Here is a 21,616-nt window from a genome sequence, read left to right as displayed (position 1 = left end):
ATGCCTAAAAAGAATGAACCAACATTTGAAGAATCGCTAAATGAATTGGAAGAAATTGTTCAGCGCTTAGAACGGGGAGATGTTCCTCTTGAGGAAGCGCTGGACGCTTTTCAAAAGGGAATGGTTTTAAGTAAAAAATGTCAGGATACATTAGAAAAAGCTGAAACTACATTGACAAAAATGATGACAGAAAGCAATGAAGAAGTTGCTTTTGAAGCGAGTGAGAGCGAATGACGGTATACAACAACTTTTATTCGGTTCAAGTTCCTCTCATTGAACAGGAAATGATTGATTTTCTTGAAGAGCACACATCAAATAGCTATCTAAAAGAGAGTATGCTGTACTCTATTCAAGCTGGAGGAAAGCGCCTGCGACCTTTGCTGGTTCTAGCTACAGTCCTTTCTTTTGGCAGAGAGCTGGAGAAAAAGGACTATCAAACAGCTGCGGCATTGGAAATGATTCATACTTATTCGCTGATTCATGATGACCTTCCAGCGATGGACGATGATGATTTGCGCAGAGGTAAGCCGACAAATCATAAGGTTTATGGAGAAGCTCATGGGATTTTGGCAGGAGATGGTTTGTTGACTGCTGCTTTTCAACTGCTTAGTCTTAGTCAGATGGAGATGAACGAAAAGGTTTTGTTGCTGCAGCTGTTAACAAAAGCTGCTGGTACTGAAGGAATGGTTGCAGGACAAGCAGGAGATCTTCAGGGAGAACAGCGCTCATTGAGCTTGGAGCAGCTAATGGATGTTCACAAAAAGAAGACAGGTGCATTAATTGAGTTTGCGCTATTAGCGGGTGGTATTTTATCGGAACAGGTAGAAGAAATCGTGGAGCTTCTTGGTGAATTTGCTCAGCATTTGGGATTAGCTTTTCAAATTAGAGACGACTTGCTGGATGTAATCAGCTCAGAAGAAGAGCTGGGAAAACAGGTAGGCAGAGATGAAACGCTGAATAAAAGCACGTATCCGGGGTTGTTGGGCGTGGAAGGAGCAAAGACTGCGTTTGAAGAGCAAATGGCTTCCGCTGAGTCGAAGCTGCTTGAGGTTCAAAAAAATAATGATGAATTTCAGCCTGAGCTGTTGAAAGAAATTTTGAAGCAGCTGGCGCTTCAATGAGGGAGACGAACACATGAAAAAGGAACGTGTAGATGTTCTGGCATTTAATCAGGGCTTGTTTGAAACGAGAGAAAAAGCGAAGCGGAGTGTTATGGCTGGCTTAGTATATAATGAAAAGAATGAGCGGCTTGATAAGCCGGGAGAAAAAATAGCTGTTGAAACAAAGCTGCAGATTAAAGGGCAGACATTGCCTTATGTTTCCCGAGGCGGCCTGAAGCTGGAAAAAGCATTAAAGGTTTTTGACATCGATGTGAATGGGAAGGTGATGCTTGATATTGGCTCATCTACTGGCGGATTCACGGATGTTGCTTTGCAAAATGGTGCCAAGATGAGCTATGCACTGGATGTAGGCTATAATCAGCTTGCATGGAAAATTAGGCAGGATGAACGGGTAGTAGTGATGGAGCGAACCAATTTCCGTTATAGCAAACCTGAGGACTTTACTCATGGACAGCCTGAAGTTGCAACGATTGATGTCTCCTTTATTTCTTTGCGACTGATTCTGCCGCCGCTGCATGAGATTTTAACAGCGGGTGGAGATGTCGTAGCATTGATTAAGCCGCAGTTTGAAGCAGGGAAAGAACAGGTTGGGAAAAAGGGCATTGTCCGTGACCCGGCTGTTCATAAATCAGTGTTGGAGGATATTTTGAACTTTGCTGCTAGTAATCGCTATGAAGTAGCAGCTTTGGATTTTTCGCCAATTACTGGGGGAGAAGGAAATATCGAATTTCTCGTTCACCTTGTTTCAAGTGACGAAGTTGGAGGATCTCTATCAATTGATACGATTAATCAAATCGTCGAACAGGCACATCAGGAATTAAAGAATAAAGAATAGAATAGCAGAATATGAGAACTGGAAAGGGTTGTTTCAATCACTTCCAGCTTTTTTATACAAAGAGAGTCTGAAAGACTGTGGACAAGAAATTTTAAAGAGTATATAAAGTCTGAAAAAAGAATGAGCTGTAGTGAAGCTCTTTTGAGCATTCTCTGCTAGAATATCTAATAGTTTTAATTGGCGAATAAGAGTCAGAATGTATGCCACTTACTTTTCTATTTAACCGTAAATATCTCAAATAATAAAAGACGGATGTTTTGAAACGGGTAAGTACGACAGATAAACGTATAATGGATGAATAAATATGTAATAAAAAGCAGAAATTAATTTTTTATTACTTTAAAAATGGGTAGAAATACGCTATGATGAAATGGAAATGAACCTGAAAAGGAGTAAATTACTATGAGAAAGAAAGACCGGCATAGATTAATCACCCGTTTGCTCTCGGACAATGATATTCAAAAGCAGGAAGATTTTGTTGCTTTGCTAAATGAAAAAGGCGTGGAGGTAACACAAGCAACCATTTCAAGAGATATTAAAGAGATGAAGCTGATTAAGATACCTTCGGTAGATGGCGGCTACCGTTATAGCATTCCTATGGAAACAAATGAAGATACCGCTCATAAGCTGAACAAGCTGATGAAGGAAGCTTTTGTTTCTGTGGATCAAATGGAAAAATTTGTTGTATTACATACGATTCCCGGGAACGCCAAAGCGTCTGCTGACTTAATCGAAAAGCAATATAAAGAACAGCTTTTTTCAACGATTTGTGACGATGACAGTATTTTAATGATTACACGTACAGAAGCTGCCGCTGTTTTTTTAAGAGATGAGTTTTTTAACTATTTATAAACAATGAATTAGAGGTGAAGTAGTATGCTGCAGCAGCTTTCAATAAAGAACTTTGCAATTATTTCTTCTCTTGAATTGGAATTTCATGAAGGAATGACCGTTCTAACCGGAGAAACTGGGGCGGGGAAATCGATTATCATAGATGCAGTAGGGTTACTGACTGGCGGGCGCGGCTCTAGTGATTTTATTCGACAAGGAGCTTCCAAGTGTACTTTGGAAGGTGTTTTTGCTTTACCAGAGAATATAGAGCTTTATGCATTGCTGGATGAGCAGGGCATTGAACGGGAAGAAGAAATTTTGATTCTACAAAGAGACATTTTTACGTCTGGAAAAAATATCTGCCGAGTAAACGGACGGATAGTTACTATAGCTGCACTAAGACGTATTGGTGAATATTTGGTAGATATTCATGGGCAGAATGAGCATCAGGAATTGATGCATAATGACCGTCATTTAGGTATGCTGGATGATTTTGGCGGCAGTCGATTGCGACAGCTTAAAACCAATTATACCCAGATATATCTGGAATACAGGCAATTAGAAAAGCGCGTCAGAGACCTTCAGAAAAATGAAAAAGCTTTCGCTCAGCGAATCGACATGCTGCAGTTCCAAAGGAATGAGATTGAGGAAGCGAAGCTCCAGCCTGGTGAAGAAGAACGGCTGACGGAAGAACGAAATAAGCTGGCAAACTTCCAGAAGATTGCAGATGTTTTAGCAGAAAGCTACGAAGCGATTAACGGCGAAGAGAACAGCAGCTTAGACCGAGTGGCATATGCGATGAATGAGCTGGCAACAATTGAAACGCTGGATTCTGATTATCTGACTATTTCCGAGGCTGTTCAAAATGGCTACTATCAGTTACAGGAAGCTAGTGCTGATTTGTCCCGTCATTTAGGACAGCTGGAATTGGATGAAGGACGTTTGGATGAGGTAGAAAACCGGTTGGAACTGATTCGACAGTTAAAAAGAAAATATGGAGAATCAGTCACAGCTATCCTTGAGTATTATCAGGAAATAACAGCTGAGCTAGCTGAAAACGGTCAACTGAACGGTGAAGCCGGCGAGCTGGAAGAAGTTTTGACAGATAAGAAAAATCAGGTGCTGAAGTTAGGTGCACAGTTGAGCAGTGAACGGAAAAAAACGGCCGCTGTTTTAGAAAAAAGCATTTTAAAAGAGCTGAAGGAACTTTATATGGAAAGAACAGTTTTCCAAGTGAAGTTTCTGGAGCACGATGAACAGGCAATTACGGAAGACGGCTTGGATCAGGTTGAATTTTATATCACTACAAACCCTGGTGAACCGCTGAAGCCGCTGGTTAAAGTAGCATCAGGAGGAGAACTCTCCCGGGTAATGCTGGCGCTAAAAACGATTTTTTCAAAAACTCAGGGGATTACAAGTATTGTATTTGATGAAGTGGATACTGGCGTTAGCGGTCGGGTTGCCCAGGCAATCGCTGATAAAATTCATCAGATATCCAGCGACTCTCAGGTATTGTGTATCACTCACTTGCCTCAGGTTGCAGCGACAGCGGATTATCAATACTTTATCTCAAAAGAGATAGCTGATGATCGTACAGAGACAAACGTACGAATGCTGACTGGTAAAGAACGTGTGGATGAGATTGCACGAATGCTTGCCGGCAGCGAGATTACTCCGCTAACAGTAGAGCATGCAAAAGAGCTGCTTCAATTAGCAGAAAGAGAAAAAAAGCAGCAGTAAGTAGTATGACTGCTTAAGTTTATTTAGACAAAAAGACACTGGCGAAAAACTCGTCAGTGCCTTTTTGTGCTATTAAGCTGAATCAAAAATAGAGGTCTAGAGCAGTCTAAAAAACAAAATCCGGACCATCTGAATATTCGTCTATCTAAGGTATAAAATTGCAGTGAGTATCGTTGAACCGACAATGGCAATCAACATCAACCAGACGACTACTTTTGTGATTTTTGATAGCGTACTATCTTTCTTTTTTCCCATTTGTCCTCACATCCTTTGTCTTTTTATAGTTTACAACCTTTTGTGAGAAACAGCAATATAAAATTTAGAGGAGGTTCTTTTTTCTCAAATAATAGATAACAAGTCCGCAGAGACCGAAAGTTACTAAGAAAATCCAGAAGAAGGCATCTTCCCGATTTGCAAAGGGAAGCTTTACATTCATACCGTAAACACCGCCAATGATTGTTGGGATTGTCAGTACCACTGTTAAGGAAGTTAGCACCTTCATGACGATGTTCAGATTGTTTGAGACGATTGCTGAAAACGTACTGCTAATCTGATCCACCAGTTTCAGCTCAATTCGGGTTGTTGCTAATCCCTGCTTCATCTCCACCAGCACGTCGTGAAGGAAGGGCAGGTGGTCAATCATTTCAGAATGTTTGCGGTCATTATATAATTTGTTAACTACATTCAAATTTTCTGAAAGAGCAGATTCAAAATAAACCAGACTTTTTTGAATATCCATCATCTGATATAACTGTTTATTTTCAGTTGCTACTTTCAGTTCACCCTCAAGATGGTTGATTTCATCAATAATTTTTGTAAGAAAATTATTATAGTTTTTGGAAATATGCCAAAGAACCCGAAAAAGCAAATAGCTCTGAAAAGAAAGTTCATTTCCAGTATAAGGCTCTAACTTAATCTTGTTAATAAAATCTGCCGGTTTATCTGAAATCGTAATTATTTTATTGTTTGTTGTCCGAATCATTACAAAAGGATAAGTTTCCAGCTGCATATAGCCGCTGGGACTAACGGAGGCGAAGGGATACTCAATCAAAATTAGTGCTGCACGCTTTGTGCTATCGTGCCAGTTCCCTTCGGCACGCGCGTTCTCTTTCTCATCAAGTACACTGGTTAGATAATCCTTTGGCAGATCATAAGCTGAAAGCAGATATTTGATGTCCTCAGTGGTCGGCATCTCCACCATAAGCCAGTCAACTTCCTTGTTGTTCTCTGATTGGGGACTAAAACCTTCAGCAGTACTTTTAAAAAATGTAATCATACAATAGCACCTCTTTCTGTAATACTATAAACATGCAGATAAACTTACTGTATTAGATTGATAATTGGTATTTAGTTTTGCCTATCTACCATTCTACTAGCTTTTTTGAATAAGTGAAACATTCATACTATTAATCTGAAGGAGTATGGGCTCTTTACAGCCTGTTTAACCTTTAGTTATCTTCCTTTTTTGTTAAAGAAGTCTGCACAAGCAACGGCTTAAAAGGAAGTAAAAGTATCCAGAATATTATCGTTTTATTTTAGTTTTACTACTTATACTTATTATAAAGGATAAAACTCTTGTGCAGTAACGTAAGGACCTGTAAAATAGTATTATTTAGGCATGAATTTTTAAAGGAAATGAAACATGTATGTAAACTAAATAAAGTATAGTTAAATTAAGTGTTAGAAAGGAATTGTTTGGAATGGTCTCTTTTTCAATTGTTATGCTTCTTTGGTATGTTTTTCCTGTCGCTGTATTGTTTGCAGTGAATTATCTCATTTCACGACTTTCGCTTGCAGAAACTTATAAAATCAAGGCGCCGGATATTGCCATTCCATTTCTGTTGATTGGGCTTCATGTGCTGTCCAAGGATACCTATGGGCAGTCGATTATCCCGTATATGCTGATTTCGATTTTACTGTTGGGAATTTGCGTGGCAGTATTTCAAGCATATTACTATGGGGAACTGATTTATGGACGCTTTTTCAAGATGTTTTGGCGATTGAACTTCTTATTAATCTTAGTTGTTTATGTGCTGATGATTTTAGCCAATCTTGGACATTATCTATTTTAAATGATAAAAACTGGATAAAGCTTATCCTATAGAGTATGATGGCGTTTTCCTTCGAAAATTTAAATATTACAAACTTTTTAAATAACAATTAATTAGAGAAACTTTTCTGGTTTTAAGTGGTAGAAAGTGGGAGAATGTGGTAGACTGTTTCTATCAAGTGGAAAAGTGGGGAAAATCAGCTATGTTGATTGGTGAATTTCAACATAATATTGACGCCAAAGGAAGACTGATTGTACCAGCCAAACTTCGCGATGAGCTAGGAGAAACATTCATTGTGACGAGAGGAATGGACGGTTGTCTGTTTGGTTATCCATTATCAGAATGGGAAATATTAGAAGAAAAGCTTAAAAGCATGCCGTTAGCAAAGAAAGATGCCCGTACTTTCGTCCGCTTTTTTTATTCAGCAGCTACTGAGTGTGAGGTAGATAAGCAGGGGAGAATTAATATCCCTGCTGCTTTGAGAACTCATGCTGATTTGAAGAAGGGCTGTGTCATTATTGGCGTTTCCAATCGGATTGAAATTTGGGATGAGGAACGCTGGACAGCATTTTCTACAGAAGCTGAAGAGAATTTTGATGAAATCGCAGAAACGATGATTGATTTTGGTTTTTAAGGATGAGGAGCAATAGATGGTGGAGTTTCAGCATTATACTGTGATGTTAAAGGAAACAGTAGACGGATTAGCTGTGAAAAAGAATGGCATATATGTAGATTGTACCCTTGGCGGTGCTGGGCATAGTGAATATCTTTTGGCACAGTTGGATGAAACCGGACATCTGTATGCTTTTGATCAGGATCAAAAAGCCTTGGATCACGCAGCCGAACGATTGAAAGAGTATGTAGATAAAGGTATGGTAACATTTGTTAAGTCTAATTTCCGTTATTTACAGGAAAGACTAGCTGATTATGGGGTTACTCGTGTCGATGGGGTTTTATATGATTTAGGTGTTTCTTCCCCGCAGCTGGATGAGGCGGAACGAGGATTCAGCTATCATAAAGATGCACCGCTGGATATGCGGATGGATCAGTCGGCAGCAGTTAGTGCCTACCATGTAGTAAATGACTATTCCTACCAAGAACTAATAAAGATTTTCTTTCGTTATGGAGAAGAAAAATTTTCGAAACAGATTGCTCGGGAAATCGAGCGTGTTCGAGAAAAACAGCCAATAGAAACAACAGGCGAATTGGTGGATATTATTAAAACAGCGATTCCGGCTCCAGCCAGACGCAGCGGCGGACATCCTGCTAAGAGAATTTTTCAGGCAGTACGCATTGCTGTAAATGACGAGCTAAGTGTAATCGAAGAATCATTAGAACAGGCGATTGCTCTTTTGGATAAGGGTGGAAGAATTAGTGTAATTACTTTCCATTCACTGGAAGATCGGATTGTTAAAACGATTTTTAGAGAGTATAGTTCGGTGAAGGATTTACCACCAGGATTACCGGTGATTCCAGAAGAGTTTCAACCCGAACTTAAGGTGATAAACAGGAAACCGCTATTGCCGAGTGCGCAGGAGCTGGAAGAAAATAACCGTTCCCGCAGTGCAAAGCTGAGAATAGCTGAAAAAATCAAAGAATCTAATTGATTGTCTTATTCTTAATGATGAGAAATTGTACTTTATATAATAGAAGAAAAAGTTCAGGTATTTGTTCATAGAGCAGTAAAAGAATGAGATTCTTTTACCGGAACCTGAATTTGATAATTGATAGATGGAAAGGAGAGCGCAGCATGGCTGAGTTGAAAAAATACCAAGAAACATCTTATGACTTACCTGTAATTGACGAAGCTGTCATTGAAACAGAAAGTCCTGTAAAAAAAACTCAGACGCCAAGTGCTCTACCCTATTCTCCAAAGAAGCGTTTACGCAACGTTTCGTTGTTTGAAAAATTCTTAAGTGTTGTATTATTAGCCGCAGCTATCAGTATGGCTGTACTGACGATTCAAGTGAGAACGGCAATTGTTCAGACAACTAATGAAATCACTGATGCTCAAGCTGAAATCACAGAAAAAGAAGAAAAGGCCCTGAAGCTGGAACAGGAAAGAAATGAGCTTTCCAAAGCAGAAAGAATCAAGAAAATTGCTGAAGAGCAAGGTCTTTCAGAAAATGATGGAAACTTAAGGAAAGTGAACTGATTATGAGTAAAAGAAAAAGAATAAAAGCGTTTATTCAGAAAAAAAATTTAAATCCAATGAACAATCGTAAAAAAGTAGGCATTATTTTATTTGCTACAAGTATTGGGTTGTTCTTTTTGTTTGCTGTTAGATTGACCTATATCATTGGTGCAGGAAAAGTGGCAGGTGTTTCTCTTAAAGAAAAGACTGAAGCCTTATATACTGGCAGCAAAGTGATAAAAGCTAAACGCGGGTCTATTTTAGATAAGAACGGACAGGTCATTGCAGAAGATGCCACGTCTTATTCTCTTTATGTTGTCCTGTCGGAAGACTTTTTAGGTCAGGATAATAAAAAACTCTATGCTCAAAGAAAAGATTATGATGCGATTGCCGAGGTTTTGGACAAGTATACGAACCTGAGTAAAGAAGAGGCTTTGAAATATTTAAACAATGGAACAAAAGACGATGGTACAGTGCAGTTCCAGGTGGAATTTGGTACAAACGGCAAGGACCTTTCTCTGGAGACACGTCAGAATATTGAGAGTGATTTAGAAGCACGTAAAATAGAAGGTGTTTATTTTGAAGACCATCCGGCACGAATTTATCCAAATGGTGTCTTTTCTTCCCACTTTATCGGATATACAGATTTAGCAGATCCTGATGATGAATCAACAGGCTTGGTTGGGAAAATGGGGCTGGAAAAATCTTATAACAAACTGCTTAGCGGGAAAGACGGAAAAATTGAGTATCAAAAAGATGTCAACGGTAATCCAATTCCTGGTTCTGTAATAGAAGACGCTGAAGCTGAAGAAGGAAAAGATATCTATACAACATTAGATATCAGGTTACAGACGCGGCTTGAAGATTTGCTTAATCCGGTAGTGGAAAAATATGAACCGGAAAATATGACGGCTATGCTGATGGAAGCAAAAACCGGAAATATTGTTGCGATGGCTCAGCGGCCGTCATTTGATCCAGCAACAAAAGAAGGTTTGGGTGGTGATTCTGTCTGGCGGAATATTTTAGTAGAGGATGCTTTTGAACCAGGCTCAACAATGAAAATATTTACAGCAGCTGCTGCAATTCAGCAAGGAGTATTCGATCCAAATGCAACGTTTGTTTATCCGTACGGCGGTGTGGATCTTGATCCTGACCGTGGAGTTGTGGTTAATGACTGGGATAAGGGTGAAAAAGGAACGCTGACATTTCGTCAAGCCATTTCATGGTCCAGTAACGTAGGAATGCTTCGACTGGAAGAAATGATGGGCGGAGAAACTTGGAAGCAGTACTTGACAAATTTTGGATTTGGCAAAACGACTAATTCTGGATTAGAAAATGAATCAGAAGGAACTATTCCAGGGGATAATATTGTCGATCAGGCAATGTCTTCATTCGGACAAGCTGTTTCCGTAACAAATTTTCAAATGATGCAGGGCTATTCTGCGTTTGCAAATGATGGAACAATGCTTAAACCTCAATACATTAGTAAAATAGTAAATCCGGACACCGGAGAAGAAACAATAACACAAAGAGAAGAAGTTGGAACACCAGTGAGTGCACAGGCAGTAAATGATGTGCGGACATACATGGTAGATACGGTTGAAGATCCAACTTACGGAATTGCCTACGATGTATATACGGTACCGGACTATCACGTAGCTGCTAAAACAGGAACAGCTCAGATTACAGGGGAAAGCGGATATATGGAAGGCGACACAGATTATACGTATTCTGTTGTGGAGATGGTACCGGCAGAAAGCCCTGAATATATCTTGTATGTAACGATGAGAAGACCTCAGCATTATGTTAAAACAGCTATGGCTGAAATTGCTAATCCTTTGATGAAGCTGGCAATGGAAATCAAAGCAGCAGATGCAGAAGGAAATACAGTAGACGCAACAAACGGAACAGACGCAGCAGCTGCTGCTGGAAATTAATTATGAAGTTGAAGTGAATTAGGAGAGATAATATGGAGTGGACACAGATTTTTATTCCCATAGCAGTTAGTTTTGCATTGACGGTTTCCGCCATGCCAATGTTCATTGGGTATTTCCAGATGAAAAAGCAAGGGCAAGTGACTCGTGAAGAAGGTCCGACCTGGCACAACGTCAAAACCGGAACACCAACTATGGGCGGTGTAGTTTTTCTAGTAGCAGCCTTTGTTACAGCTTTATTGACCGGATTGTGGCTGCAGCAGCTGACAGCATCTGTGTTCGTTATGCTCTTCATTTTAGTATTATATGGCTTGCTTGGATTTTTAGATGATTTTATCAAAATCTTTAAGAAACGTAATATGGGATTAAACTCTCGTCAAAAACTGATTGGTCAAATTTTAGGTGGGATTGTCTTTTATTTGGTTTACCGAATGGAAGGACTACCAGATAGTATCAATTTATTTGAAGTCGTAGAACTGCCCTTGGGCGTGTTGTACGGTGTATTCATTATTTTTTGGTTAGTAGGTTTTTCAAATGCAGTGAACTTGACGGATGGAATTGATGGTCTTGTTTCTGGGTTAGGAACGATTTCTTTTGGAACCTATGCGATTATCGCCTGGAAACAACAGCAATTCGATGTTGTAATTGTTTGTTTAAGTGTAATCGGTGGTTTGCTAGGATTCTTTCCTTATAATAAAAAGCCGGCTAAGATATTTATGGGCGATGTAGGCTCTTTAGCTTTGGGCGGATTATTGGCGGCTATTTCAATTATACTCAGACAGGAATGGACGCTTCTGCTAATTGGTTTTGTTTATGTTTGTGAAACAGCAAGCGTGATGCTGCAAGTTTTTTCTTTTAAAGTATTTGGTAAGCGAATCTTCAAGATGTCCCCGATTCATCATCATTTCGAGATGTGCGGCTGGTCTGAGTGGAAGATCGATATTATTTTTTGGTTAGTTGGTTTGATTGGGTCAGCACTCACACTTTGGATTTTGTTCTAGTGAAGGGGAAAAATGATGAAAAAAATTACGACATACGAAAATAAGAAAATTTTAGTTCTTGGTTTGGCAAAAAGTGGAGTTAGTGCGGCAAAACTGCTGCACGAGTTAGGTGCGCTGGTTACTGTAAATGATTTTAAACAATTTGATCAAAACCCTGATGCCCAAGATTTATTAAGCTTGGGTATTCGTGTTGTTACAGGAGGACATCCTATCGAGCTGATGGATGAAGATTTTTACATGGTAGTCAAGAATCCCGGTATCCCTTACAACAATACTTTAGTTGAACGAGCTGTTGAAAAAGGACTGCCCGTGCTTACCGAAGTGGAGCTAGCCTATCAGATTGCCGAGTGCCCGATAATTGGGATTACTGGTACGAATGGAAAAACAACGACGACCACGATGATTGGACTGCTGTTGAATGCTGATCGTGAAGCAGGAACAGCTCGTTTGGCCGGTAATATCGGATTTCCAGCTAGTCAAGTAGCACAGGAAGCGGACAAGGCAGATGAACTGGTCATGGAGCTCTCCAGTTTTCAGTTAATGGGAATTGATTCATTTAAGCCGGAAATCGCAGTAATTACTAATTTATATGAAGCGCATTTAGATTATCATGGCTCACGTGAGGAATATGTTAAAGCGAAATGGCAGCTTCAAAAAAATATGACAGCCACTGAATATCTGATTCTAAACTGGGATCAGGAAGAACTGCGCAGAATGAGTGAGACGACGAAAGCAACGGTTATTCCATTTTCAGTAGAAGCCAAAGTTGATGGAGCCTATTGTTTAGACGGCGTTTTATACTACAAAGATGAAGCTGTTATGAAGGCTGCTGAATTAGGTGTTCCGGGAAGTCATAACATAGAAAATGCTTTAGCTGCCATTGCTGTAGCTAAGCTGAAAAAGGTTACGAATGAAGCAGTCAGAGCAACCTTAAAGAGCTTTACCGGCGTTCCCCATCGAACACAGTATGTTGGTGAGCTTCATGGAAGAAAATTTTATAATGATTCTAAGGCGACGAATATTTTAGCGACTGAAAAAGCGCTAAGCGGATTTGAAAATGAACAATTGATTCTTTTGGCCGGAGGATTGGATCGAGGCAATGAATTTGATGAATTGATTCCTTCACTTGTTGGACTGAAAGGGATGGTTTTATTTGGAGAAACCAAGGATAAATTATATCAGGCTGCTGTACAGGCTGGTGTTGGCAAGATCAAATTGACAGAGAATGTTGAAACTGCGGTTAAAGAAGCCTATGATTTTTCAGAAAAAAATGATACTATTTTACTGTCGCCTGCGTGTGCGAGCTGGGATCAGTACCCAAACTTTGAAATTCGCGGAGATAAGTTTATGCAGGCCTTTCAACAGCTAAAACAAATAGAAAAGTGAGAAGAGCGATGAAGATTTTAGTAACAGGTGGAGGAACAGGCGGTCATATCTATCCAGCACTGGCGTTTATTAAATATGTCCAGGAAGTGGAACCAACTGCTGAATTTATGTATGTTGGAACTGATAACGGACTGGAAAGTAAAATCGTACCGCCATATGGAATTCCCTTTAATACAATTAAAATTCAGGGGTTTCGTCGTTCCTTGAGTCCACAAAATTTTAAAACTGTGTATCTTTTTCTATCGAGTATAGGGAAAGCCAAGAAAATCATCCGTTCTTTTCAGCCAGATATAGTAATTGGAACCGGTGGTTATGTTTCTGGTTCGGTGGTTGCAGCCGCTAAGCAGCTGAAAATACCTACGATTGTTCATGAACAGAACAGTGTTCCAGGAGTGACGAATAAGTTTTTAAGCCGTTTTGCCTCAAAGGTAGCTATTTGTTTTCCCGATGTGGCAGACTACTTTCCGAGTGATAAGGTGGTCCTGACAGGAAACCCTCGTGCTCAGGAGGTTGCTGACACGAAACGCTCAGATGTCTTAACAGAATATGGACTATCTCCGAATAAGCCGACAGTTGTTATTTTTGGTGGAAGCCGCGGAGCTTTAAAAATTAATCAGGCTTTTGTAGAGGCTTTACCTTTTTTTGAAGAAAAAAATTATCAGGTATTGTATGCATCAGGAGATCGTTATTACGAAGAGCTTCAAGAAAAGTTAAATCTTTCTAAAAGAAAGCTGAAAAATGTGAGTATCCAGCCATATATTGATAAAATGGCAGAGGTTATGGGGAATATCCAGCTGATTGTAGGTAGAGCAGGCGCAACCTCAATCGCTGAAATAACTGCATTAGGGCTTCCTGCTATTCTGATTCCCAGTCCGTATGTTACGAATGATCATCAAACAAAGAACGCGCAAAGCCTGGTTAAGGCTGGTGCGGCCAAAATGATTCGTGATGAGGAATTGACTGGCGCGACATTGGTTGCAGCAGTTGACCGCATATTGCTGGACGAATCCGTTCATAAAAAAATGGCGGAAGCTTCTCAAAAAGAAGGAATTCCAGATGCTGGAAAACGCCTTTATGATGTAGTAAAAGAGCTTGTCCAATGACAGGAGGTGTAAAAGATTAGTAAGGAAGACGAAAAGAATAATGATTCAGTACCTCCGCAAACGGAAGAAGAGCTGACGCCTTGGCAGAGAGAAAACCTGGAGTATATGAAGAGTCAGGGAGAATCGCCAGTCTGGCATCCTGAGAATAGAAAGCCTTCCGAAGAGGAAGAGATAGAAGAACAAAATGAAACAGAAGAGAAAGTGGAAGAAGAAGTCTCGACTGAATCTGTTGAGCCGGAAGAATCGACGCCTTCTTATGAATCTTTTGCAGACCGTCTGCCCAATGTTAAGAAGGTGAGAAATACACGGCTGATTCGCCGGCTAACGCTCATTATTTCTATTGCTGCCGCTGCTATTTTGATTCTGGTTTATTTTATTTCTCCGTTAAGTAAGCTGTCGTCTGTCTCAGTGACTGGAAATAAGGATACTAAAACAGAAGATATTCTGGCAGACTCAAAGCTGATACAGGGTGAGTCCCTATGGGAGCAGTACTGGAACCGTTCTGTTAACGAGAAGAATATTGAAAAAACGCTGCCACGTGTGAAGCGTGCATCAGTAACTTTAAATGGGATTAATTCTTTTAAAATTAGTATTGAGGAATACGAGGTAATGGCTTTAGAATCATTGGAGGGCAGCTATCATCCGATTCTGGAGAATGGTAAAGTCCTTCCTGATAAGCTGGAAAGCCCAGTGAGCGGTATGCCGGTATTCGAGAATTTCTCAGATGAAGAGCTGATAAGAGAGCTGATGGAATCGTATAATCAATTACCGAATGAGCTGAAGGAAGCTATATCTGAGATTAAATATGCGCCGTCAGACTCAAACAAAGAATTAGTCAGAATTTATATGAAGGATAATAATGAAGTAATTGTTAATATCTCTCAGTTGACTGAAAAAATGAAATACTATACACAGGTTGCAAGTCAGATGGAAGAACCTGGTGTTATTGATATGGAAGTGGGCATTTTCTCTTATCCGCACGGCAATGAAAACAAGACGAATCAAACAACCGAAAGTACAGTTGAAGACTCTGAAATACCTTTAGAAGGTTATTAAAAAAATAAACATGAAAAAAAATAGAATCTTCTTTCTAAAAAGCCTATATTTATGGTAGAATTGAAAGAAGTGAGTATTGATAAAAAAATAGATAAACGAGCTTTACAGGTTCGCTTACATATTGGATTAATTAGGAGGAGGAACCCCATTCATGGCAAAAACTGGAATGTATGTAGGCCTTGATATTGGCACAACATCAGTTAAAGTTGTAGTGGCTGAATTTATCGAAGGTCAAATGAATATAATTGGCGTGGGAAACGCAAAATCAGATGGATTAAACAGAGGGATCATTGTTGATATTGATAAAACTGTGAGTGCAATTCAGCGTGCAGTAAGACAGGCTGAAGAAAAAGCAGGGATTCAGATCAAAAGTGTGAACGTAGGTTTGCCAGCTAATATGTTGGAAGTAGAAAACTGCCAAGGAATGATAGCTGTAAGTAGTGAGTCAAAAGAAATCAATGACGAAGATGTAAGAAATGTCGCATCGGCAGCTTTGGTTCGTTCAACTCCTCCGGAACGTCAAATCGTTGCAATACTGCCTCAGGAATTTACTGTAGATGGATTTGAAGGAATTAAAGATCCGCGTGGTATGATCGGTGTGCGTCTGGAAATGATTGGTGTGGTATTTACTGGACCTAAAACAATCATTCACAACACAAGAAAGTGTGTAGAAAAGGCAGGTTTAGCTATTAATGAAATGGTTATCCTACCTCTAGCTCTGACTGAAACTATTCTATCGGATGGAGAGAAAGAGTTTGGAACGATTGTTATTGATATGGGCGGCGGTCAGACTACCACAGCAGTAATGCACGATAAACAGCTCAAGTTCAATCATGTAAATCAGGAAGGCGGAGAATTTGTAACTAAAGATATCTCCATCGTACTGAATACATCATTCAATAACGCAGAAGCGCTGAAGATTAATTATGGGGATGCTTTCCCTGAAAGAACATCCGTCAGCGAAGAATTCCCAGTGGATGTTATTGGGAAATCTGAACCTGTGAAAGTGGATGAACGCTATCTTTCTGAAGTTATCGAGGCAAGAGTAGAACAAATCTTTAAGAAATCAAAAGAAGTTCTGGATGAAATCGATGCATTGGAATTACCGGGAGGTATTATTCTTACCGGCGGCGGCGCTAGTCTGCCGGGCGTTGTAGATTTAGCACAAGATATTTTTGGCGTAAATGTGAAGCTTTATGTTCCAAATCACATGGGTCTGAGAAATCCTGTATTTACAAATGTAATTAGTATTGTTGAATATAGTGCTCAGCTGCCTGAAATTTACCATATTGCTAAAGGGGCTATTCCAGGAAACAAATCAACATCTTCTGTTTCTACAATCAGTGTACAGCAGCCGGAAGCAAGCTATGACAGCTATCCGGACGAACAAATGGAAATGAATTATGATGAACATGAAACACATGAATCAAACGAAAAAGTAACTGGAAAAATCAAAGATTTCTTTTCAAATATCTTTGATTAATCACTAATACAGGAGGATACGATAATATGGAATTTTCTTTAGATAATAACATCAATAATGGCGCTGTCATTAAAGTCATCGGTGTCGGTGGCGGCGGCGGCAATGCTGTCAACCGTATGATTGAAGAAAATGTCAAGGGCGTAGAATTTATTGCAGCCAATACAGATGTCCAAGCATTGAAAAGCTCAAAAGCTGAAACAGTTATCCAGCTTGGACCTAAATATACTAGAGGGTTGGGTGCAGGTTCTCAACCTGAAGTTGGACAAAAAGCAGCAGAAGAAAGTGAACAAATAATCTCTGATTCACTTCAGGGTGCTGACATGATTTTCATTACTGCAGGTATGGGCGGCGGAACTGGTACAGGTGCTGCACCAGTTGTTGCAAGAATTGCTAAGGAACTAGGTGCGCTTACAGTTGGCGTAGTTACTCGCCCGTTTAGTTTTGAGGGTCCTAAAAGAGGTCGCTTTGCAGCAGAAGGTATCGCTTTACTAAAAGAAAATGTGGATACGCTGCTGATTATTTCCAACAACCGTTTACTAGAAGTTGTTGATAAAAAGACACCAATGCTTGAAGCATTCCGTGAAGCAGACAATGTACTGCGCCAAGGTGTACAAGGTATTTCCGATTTAATTACAGCACCAGGCTATGTAAACTTGGACTTTGCGGATGTGAAGACTGTAATGGAAAATCAAGGAACTGCTTTGATGGGAATCGGTGTAGCCAGCGGTGAAGACCGTGTGATTGAAGCAACGAAGAAAGCTATTTCTTCTCCACTACTAGAAACTTCTATTGATGGCGCAGAGCAAGTACTGCTGAACATTACAGGCGGGCTTGATATGACATTGTTTGAAGCACAGGATGCATCTGACATTGTAACATCTGCTGCTACAGGAGATGTTAATATCATTTTAGGAACATCTATCAATGAAGACTTAGGCGATGAAATCCGTGTAACAGTGATTGCTACAGGAATCGACCCTTCTAAAAAAGAAAAACGTCCTCAGCGGACAATGAGAAACAACAATACAAATAATCAAATTCAGTCTGTACAGCAGGCACCTGTTCTTGATATGGAAAAGGCGCGTGGTTCTCAGCCTCAGCAACAGCAGGAAGAAGCAAGTGCGTTTGGCGACTGGGATATCCGTCGTGAACAAAACACGCGTCCAAAAGTTGAAGAGACAACAATTGAACATGTAGAGAAAAAAGACTTTGAAACATTCCATCGTGAAGAATCTGGACAAGGTGATGACGAGTTGAATACACCGCCATTCTTCCGCAGAAAAAGATAAGGGGATTTTTTGAACATGCTGATTGATAATATAAATGAAGTAAAAAAAACTATCGAGCAGGCATGTGAAACTGTCTCACGTCCAGCATCAGAGGTAACGCTGGTTGCTGTAACAAAATCTGTTGATATTAAAACCGCAGAAGCGCTGGCTGAATTGGGCGTGATGGATTTTGCTGAAAACCGTGTAGATAAATTATTGGAGAAAAAAGCTGCTTTAGAAAAATTTTCGTCTTTAAAGTGGCATTTGATTGGTAATTTACAGCGGAGAAAGGTAAAATTGATAATTGACAACGTCGATTATTTTCACGCCCTCGACAGTCTAAGCCTAGCGGAAGAAATACAAAAACGAGCGAGTAAAACCATTTCCTGTTTTGTAGAAATAAATGTCTCTGGAGAAGAGAGCAAACATGGAATAAAAAAAGAAGAAGCAGCGGATTTTATCTCTAAGCTACATGAAATGGATAAAATTCGGGTCATTGGTTTAATGACCATGGCACCTTTGAATGCTGAAGAACAGAAGCTTAGAGAGATATTCTCAGAGTTGAAGGACTTGCAGGTTGTGATACAAAAGTTGCAATTAGCACATGCACCTTGTACTGATTTAAGCATGGGAATGACAGATGATTATCCCATTGCAGTAGAAGAAGGTGCAACATTTGTACGTGTTGGCAGAGGATTATTTAGAGGTGCGTAAAGGAGGGGAATCTATGTCAATTTTTAATAAGAATGCTTTATCAAATTTTTTCGGATTGTCTGGTGAAGATGAATATGATACTTATGACAATTATCTGGAACAAGAGGCTGTTAATGAACAACCAAGACAGCAACAGGTAAGACAGCAGCAAGTAAGACAGCAACAGGCGGTTCCTCAACAGCAAACGATTCGGAAGCAGTCTTATGAGTCTGCGGCTGAACCTTTGAGGGAAAAACCGTCAGCTCGTTATCGTTCAACGGAAAAACATCAGAATCTGAATAATAATGATAGTCATCAGACAAGATCTGTTAATCAGAAGAAAGTTGTCTCCATGCACAATTCTAATACCTCAGCTGCCCAACAGGAGTTTGGTCAGTCTGGAAGATCTGTAAAAATATCGATTATTGAGCCTAGAGTTTATTCTGAGGCAATGAATATTGCGAAACATATTATTGTAGATGAAGCTGTGCTAATTAATTTCCATTTAATTGAAGAGAGTCAGGCAAGAAGAATTGTTGATTTCCTTACGGGAACAGTCTATGCTTTGGATGGCGACATTCAGCGTGTGGGAGACGAAATTTTCTTGTGTACACCATCAAATATGGAAATAGACAGTGCGACTGCACAGTCATTAGCTAAAAAGCAGATGTTTGATTTTTAGTGTAGGAGGTAATCATTATTATCGCGATTGTTCAGATTTTATATTACATTAATAAGGGAGTTCAAATCTACTCCGGTTTACTTGTTATTTATGCATTACTTTCATGGTTTCCGGGAGCGTATGATTCCTTTTTGGGGCGGTTGCTTTCTAGGATATGTGAACCATATCTAAGTTTGTTTGATCGGTTAAATCTGAATATTGGGATGATTAGTTTCAATATTATGATTGCTATTATTGTTTTAAATTTAGCCAGCGGCGGTTTGAATATGCTGGTTTGGTCTCTTATACGTTAATCGAGAAGGGTGGTTTATCTTGTGAATGAAAATGTGTATCAGCATTTCCGAAAAGATGAGCATCCTTTTATTGATTCAGTAGGGGATTGGCTTGAGAGAGTAGAAGATCAATATGCGCCTTATCTGACAGAATTTTTAGATCCAAGGCAAGCATATATTTTGGAGACCTTGATTCGTCAAGACAGTGATTTATCTTTTCGTTTTTATGGCGGATATGAGCAGGCTGAAAGGAAAAGATGTTTGATTTTTCCAGAGTACTATGAGCCAGCGACAGAAGATTTTAAAATCAATCTATTTGAAATTGTTTATCCAACGAAATTTGCGTCATTATCTCATGGAAAAATATTAGGTACACTAGTGAGTACGGGGATTAAACGTGAGTATTTTGGTGATATTATTTCTGATGGAGAAAGATGGCAACTATTCATTGCAGATGAGATGATGAATTTTGTCACTGCACAGATTGAAAAAATCGGGAAAATAGCTGTACGTTTAGAAGAAAAAAATTATACGGAAATCATTACTCCAAAGGACGAATGGATGACTGAGAAAACAACAGTCAGCTCTTTGCGTCTGGATAATTTGATTTCTACAGTGTATAATATTTCAAGACAGCGTTCGAAACAGCTGATAGAATCTGGAAAGGTCAAAATCAACTGGTCTGAAAATTTGCGGCCGGATTTTCCTTTAGAGTTGTTGGATATTATATCTGTAAGAGGATTTGGTAGAATACAGATACAGGAGTTAGAGGGAAAAACTAAAAAAGATAAATATCGTTTGTTATTGGGAGTACTACGAAAATAAATGGATGAGGTGAAGAATCATGGCGTTAACCCCGTTAGATATTCAAAATAAAGTTTTCTCAACTAAAATGAGAGGGTATAATCAAGATGAAGTTGATGATTTTTTAGATCAAGTCACTAAGGATTATGAAGATTCTCTGCAAAAAGTCCGTGAATTGGAAAAATCACTGAAGCATGCAGAGGAAAAACTGCAGTATTTCAATGAACTTAAAGATGCCTTGAACCAGTCGATCATTGTAGCCCAGGATACGGCTGATAAAGTAAAATCCAGCGCTACAAAAGAATCAGAAGTCATTGTTACATCTGCTGAAAATACAGCAAATGAAATGGTTGTGAATGCAGAGCGACGTTCCAATGCGCTGATTACTGCTGCGGAAGATAAAGCATCAGAAATTTTAACTGAAGCAACAGATCGAGCAAGACAGCTTGCTGCTGAAACTGACGACTTGAAGAAAAAATCCAGAGTATTCCATCAGCGCTTAACCTTAATGCTGGAATCTCAATTAGAGCAAGTTAAGAGTGAAGAATGGAATGAATTATTGAAGCCATTCTCAAGCTATGTTAGTGATAGCCACTCAGTAATTCAGGAAGTGTTATCTAAAGAATTAACTGAGGAACCTCAAGAGGAAGCTGTTGGGTCTACTGGCGCAGCTATGCCGGAAGTGAACACACATATTGAATCTCTGGAAGATGCAAAGAAGTTGAATGAGCAGTTAGCAGGTTCAATGGATTTTCTGAATAGTACACCATCTATAGACGAATAATTGAACGAATAAAAATAGAACAGAAAAGCTGGTACACAATCTTTACAGCGAGCTAATGACAGTGCAAGATTAGCAGACCCTGTTGCCGGAAAGATCCTCTATTTGTTTTCAAGTTTGAATATAAAGTAAAGCTTGACGGCTGATTCCGTTACCAATCAACAGAGGGAACTGTTTTAAGTTTTTGTCATAAGAGACAGTTCTAAATTTGGGTGGTAACGCGAGCACTTTCGTCCCTTGGGATGAAGGTGCTTTTTGCTGTGAATCACAATGAACGAAGTGAATTGATGATGAACAGCAGTAGGCGACGATTGGAGCGTAGTAACCTCTGTAAGAATCACAATGAACGAAGTGAATTGATGATGAACAGCAGTAGGCGACGACCAGAGCGTAGTAACCTCTGTAAGAATCACAATGAACGAAGTGAATTGATGATGAACA

Annotated in this window: 23 protein-coding genes; 21 read left to right on the top strand and 2 right to left on the bottom strand. The window is 39.5% G+C overall.

The genetic code is table 11. The features are described from left to right. The 5 genes from ACPWSO_RS01090 (at position 1) to recN (ending at position 4,527) form a co-directional block, all read left to right on the top strand. Positions 1-234 (top strand): exodeoxyribonuclease VII small subunit, encoded by a 234-nt coding sequence (locus tag ACPWSO_RS01090; protein WP_426080921.1) that lies wholly within the window; start codon positions 1-3, stop codon positions 232-234. Beyond that, positions 231-1,121, top strand: a complete 891-nt coding sequence (locus ACPWSO_RS01085; protein ID WP_426080920.1) for a polyprenyl synthetase family protein — start codon at positions 231-233, stop codon at positions 1,119-1,121. The genes ACPWSO_RS01090 and ACPWSO_RS01085 overlap by 4 nt, the downstream gene beginning before the upstream one ends. A 13-nt stretch (positions 1,122-1,134) precedes the next feature. Continuing rightward, entirely contained in the window at positions 1,135-1,956 is an 822-nt protein-coding gene (locus tag ACPWSO_RS01080; RefSeq protein WP_426080919.1) for a TlyA family RNA methyltransferase, read from the top strand. Positions 1,957-2,358: 402 nt separating this feature from the next. Further along, positions 2,359-2,808: an arginine repressor gene (gene argR, locus ACPWSO_RS01075; RefSeq protein WP_426080918.1), complete on the top strand. Its 450-nt coding sequence runs from the start codon at positions 2,359-2,361 to the stop codon at positions 2,806-2,808. A 24-nt stretch (positions 2,809-2,832) separates the two neighbouring features. Next, positions 2,833-4,527, top strand: coding sequence for a DNA repair protein RecN (gene recN, locus ACPWSO_RS01070; RefSeq protein ID WP_426080917.1), 1,695 nt, complete (start codon positions 2,833-2,835; stop codon positions 4,525-4,527). A gap of 141 nt (positions 4,528-4,668) precedes the next feature. On the opposite strand, the gene ACPWSO_RS01065 is transcribed toward recN, so the two are convergent. Beyond that, the gene (locus tag ACPWSO_RS01065; protein ID WP_426080916.1) at positions 4,669-4,782 is read right to left on the bottom strand and encodes a DUF4044 domain-containing protein; all 114 of its coding nucleotides are present in this window, start codon (positions 4,780-4,782) and stop codon (positions 4,669-4,671) included. 64 nt (positions 4,783-4,846) lie between these two features. Then, positions 4,847-5,803: a magnesium transporter CorA family protein gene (locus tag ACPWSO_RS01060; RefSeq protein ID WP_426080915.1), complete on the bottom strand. Its 957-nt coding sequence runs from the start codon at positions 5,801-5,803 to the stop codon at positions 4,847-4,849. Positions 5,804-6,227: 424 nt separating this feature from the next. Here ACPWSO_RS01060 and ACPWSO_RS01055 point away from each other — a divergent pair, with 424 nt between their 5' ends. The 16 genes from ACPWSO_RS01055 (at position 6,228) to ACPWSO_RS00980 (ending at position 21,178) form a co-directional block, all read left to right on the top strand. Beyond that, positions 6,228-6,599 (top strand): DUF3397 domain-containing protein, encoded by a 372-nt coding sequence (locus ACPWSO_RS01055; RefSeq protein ID WP_426080914.1) that lies wholly within the window; start codon positions 6,228-6,230, stop codon positions 6,597-6,599. A 181-nt stretch (positions 6,600-6,780) separates the two neighbouring features. Next, positions 6,781-7,212 (top strand): division/cell wall cluster transcriptional repressor MraZ, encoded by a 432-nt coding sequence (gene mraZ / locus ACPWSO_RS01050; protein ID WP_426080913.1) that lies wholly within the window; start codon positions 6,781-6,783, stop codon positions 7,210-7,212. A 16-nt stretch (positions 7,213-7,228) separates the two neighbouring features. Next, entirely contained in the window at positions 7,229-8,185 is a 957-nt protein-coding gene (gene rsmH / locus ACPWSO_RS01045; RefSeq protein WP_426080912.1) for a 16S rRNA (cytosine(1402)-N(4))-methyltransferase RsmH, read from the top strand. A 143-nt stretch (positions 8,186-8,328) separates the two neighbouring features. Beyond that, positions 8,329-8,733, top strand: a complete 405-nt coding sequence (ftsL, locus tag ACPWSO_RS01040; RefSeq protein WP_426080911.1) for a cell division protein FtsL — start codon at positions 8,329-8,331, stop codon at positions 8,731-8,733. A 2-nt stretch (positions 8,734-8,735) separates the two neighbouring features. Next, positions 8,736-10,649: a peptidoglycan D,D-transpeptidase FtsI family protein gene (locus ACPWSO_RS01035; protein ID WP_426080910.1), complete on the top strand. Its 1,914-nt coding sequence runs from the start codon at positions 8,736-8,738 to the stop codon at positions 10,647-10,649. Between the two features lie 32 nt (positions 10,650-10,681). After that, positions 10,682-11,647, top strand: a complete 966-nt coding sequence (mraY, locus tag ACPWSO_RS01030; RefSeq protein ID WP_426080909.1) for a phospho-N-acetylmuramoyl-pentapeptide-transferase — start codon at positions 10,682-10,684, stop codon at positions 11,645-11,647. Positions 11,648-11,662: 15 nt separating this feature from the next. After that, positions 11,663-13,033 carry a UDP-N-acetylmuramoyl-L-alanine--D-glutamate ligase gene (murD, locus tag ACPWSO_RS01025; RefSeq protein WP_426081154.1) on the top strand — a complete coding sequence of 457 codons (1,371 nt, stop codon included), beginning with the start codon at positions 11,663-11,665 and terminating at the stop codon, positions 13,031-13,033. Positions 13,034-13,041: 8 nt separating this feature from the next. After that, entirely contained in the window at positions 13,042-14,136 is a 1,095-nt protein-coding gene (gene murG, locus ACPWSO_RS01020; protein WP_426080908.1) for an undecaprenyldiphospho-muramoylpentapeptide beta-N-acetylglucosaminyltransferase, read from the top strand. Positions 14,137-14,241: 105 nt separating this feature from the next. Beyond that, complete coding sequence (locus ACPWSO_RS01015; RefSeq protein WP_426080907.1) at positions 14,242-15,192, top strand: cell division protein FtsQ/DivIB; 951 nt, start codon at positions 14,242-14,244, stop codon at positions 15,190-15,192. A 151-nt stretch (positions 15,193-15,343) separates the two neighbouring features. Then, the gene (gene ftsA, locus ACPWSO_RS01010) at positions 15,344-16,675 is read left to right on the top strand and encodes a cell division protein FtsA (protein WP_426080906.1); all 1,332 of its coding nucleotides are present in this window, start codon (positions 15,344-15,346) and stop codon (positions 16,673-16,675) included. Positions 16,676-16,701: 26 nt separating this feature from the next. Next, positions 16,702-17,964 (top strand): cell division protein FtsZ, encoded by a 1,263-nt coding sequence (ftsZ, locus tag ACPWSO_RS01005; RefSeq protein ID WP_426080905.1) that lies wholly within the window; start codon positions 16,702-16,704, stop codon positions 17,962-17,964. Positions 17,965-17,979: 15 nt separating this feature from the next. Next, complete coding sequence (locus tag ACPWSO_RS01000) at positions 17,980-18,657, top strand: YggS family pyridoxal phosphate-dependent enzyme (RefSeq protein WP_426080904.1); 678 nt, start codon at positions 17,980-17,982, stop codon at positions 18,655-18,657. A gap of 13 nt (positions 18,658-18,670) precedes the next feature. Next, positions 18,671-19,318 (top strand): cell division protein SepF, encoded by a 648-nt coding sequence (locus tag ACPWSO_RS00995; RefSeq protein ID WP_426080902.1) that lies wholly within the window; start codon positions 18,671-18,673, stop codon positions 19,316-19,318. A 20-nt stretch (positions 19,319-19,338) separates the two neighbouring features. Beyond that, positions 19,339-19,611, top strand: coding sequence for a YggT family protein (locus ACPWSO_RS00990; RefSeq protein ID WP_426081152.1), 273 nt, complete (start codon positions 19,339-19,341; stop codon positions 19,609-19,611). Between the two features lie 21 nt (positions 19,612-19,632). Next, positions 19,633-20,415 (top strand): RNA-binding protein, encoded by a 783-nt coding sequence (locus ACPWSO_RS00985; RefSeq protein ID WP_426080901.1) that lies wholly within the window; start codon positions 19,633-19,635, stop codon positions 20,413-20,415. A 19-nt stretch (positions 20,416-20,434) separates the two neighbouring features. Continuing rightward, positions 20,435-21,178: a DivIVA domain-containing protein gene (locus tag ACPWSO_RS00980; protein WP_426080900.1), complete on the top strand. Its 744-nt coding sequence runs from the start codon at positions 20,435-20,437 to the stop codon at positions 21,176-21,178. Positions 21,179-21,616 lie beyond the last annotated feature (438 nt).

Origin of the sequence: Enterococcus sp. LJL51 (genome assembly GCF_049894025.1) — a bacterium.
GTDB lineage: Bacteria > Bacillota > Bacilli > Lactobacillales > Enterococcaceae > Enterococcus_L.
This window is presented reverse-complemented; position numbering and strand designations above follow the sequence as displayed.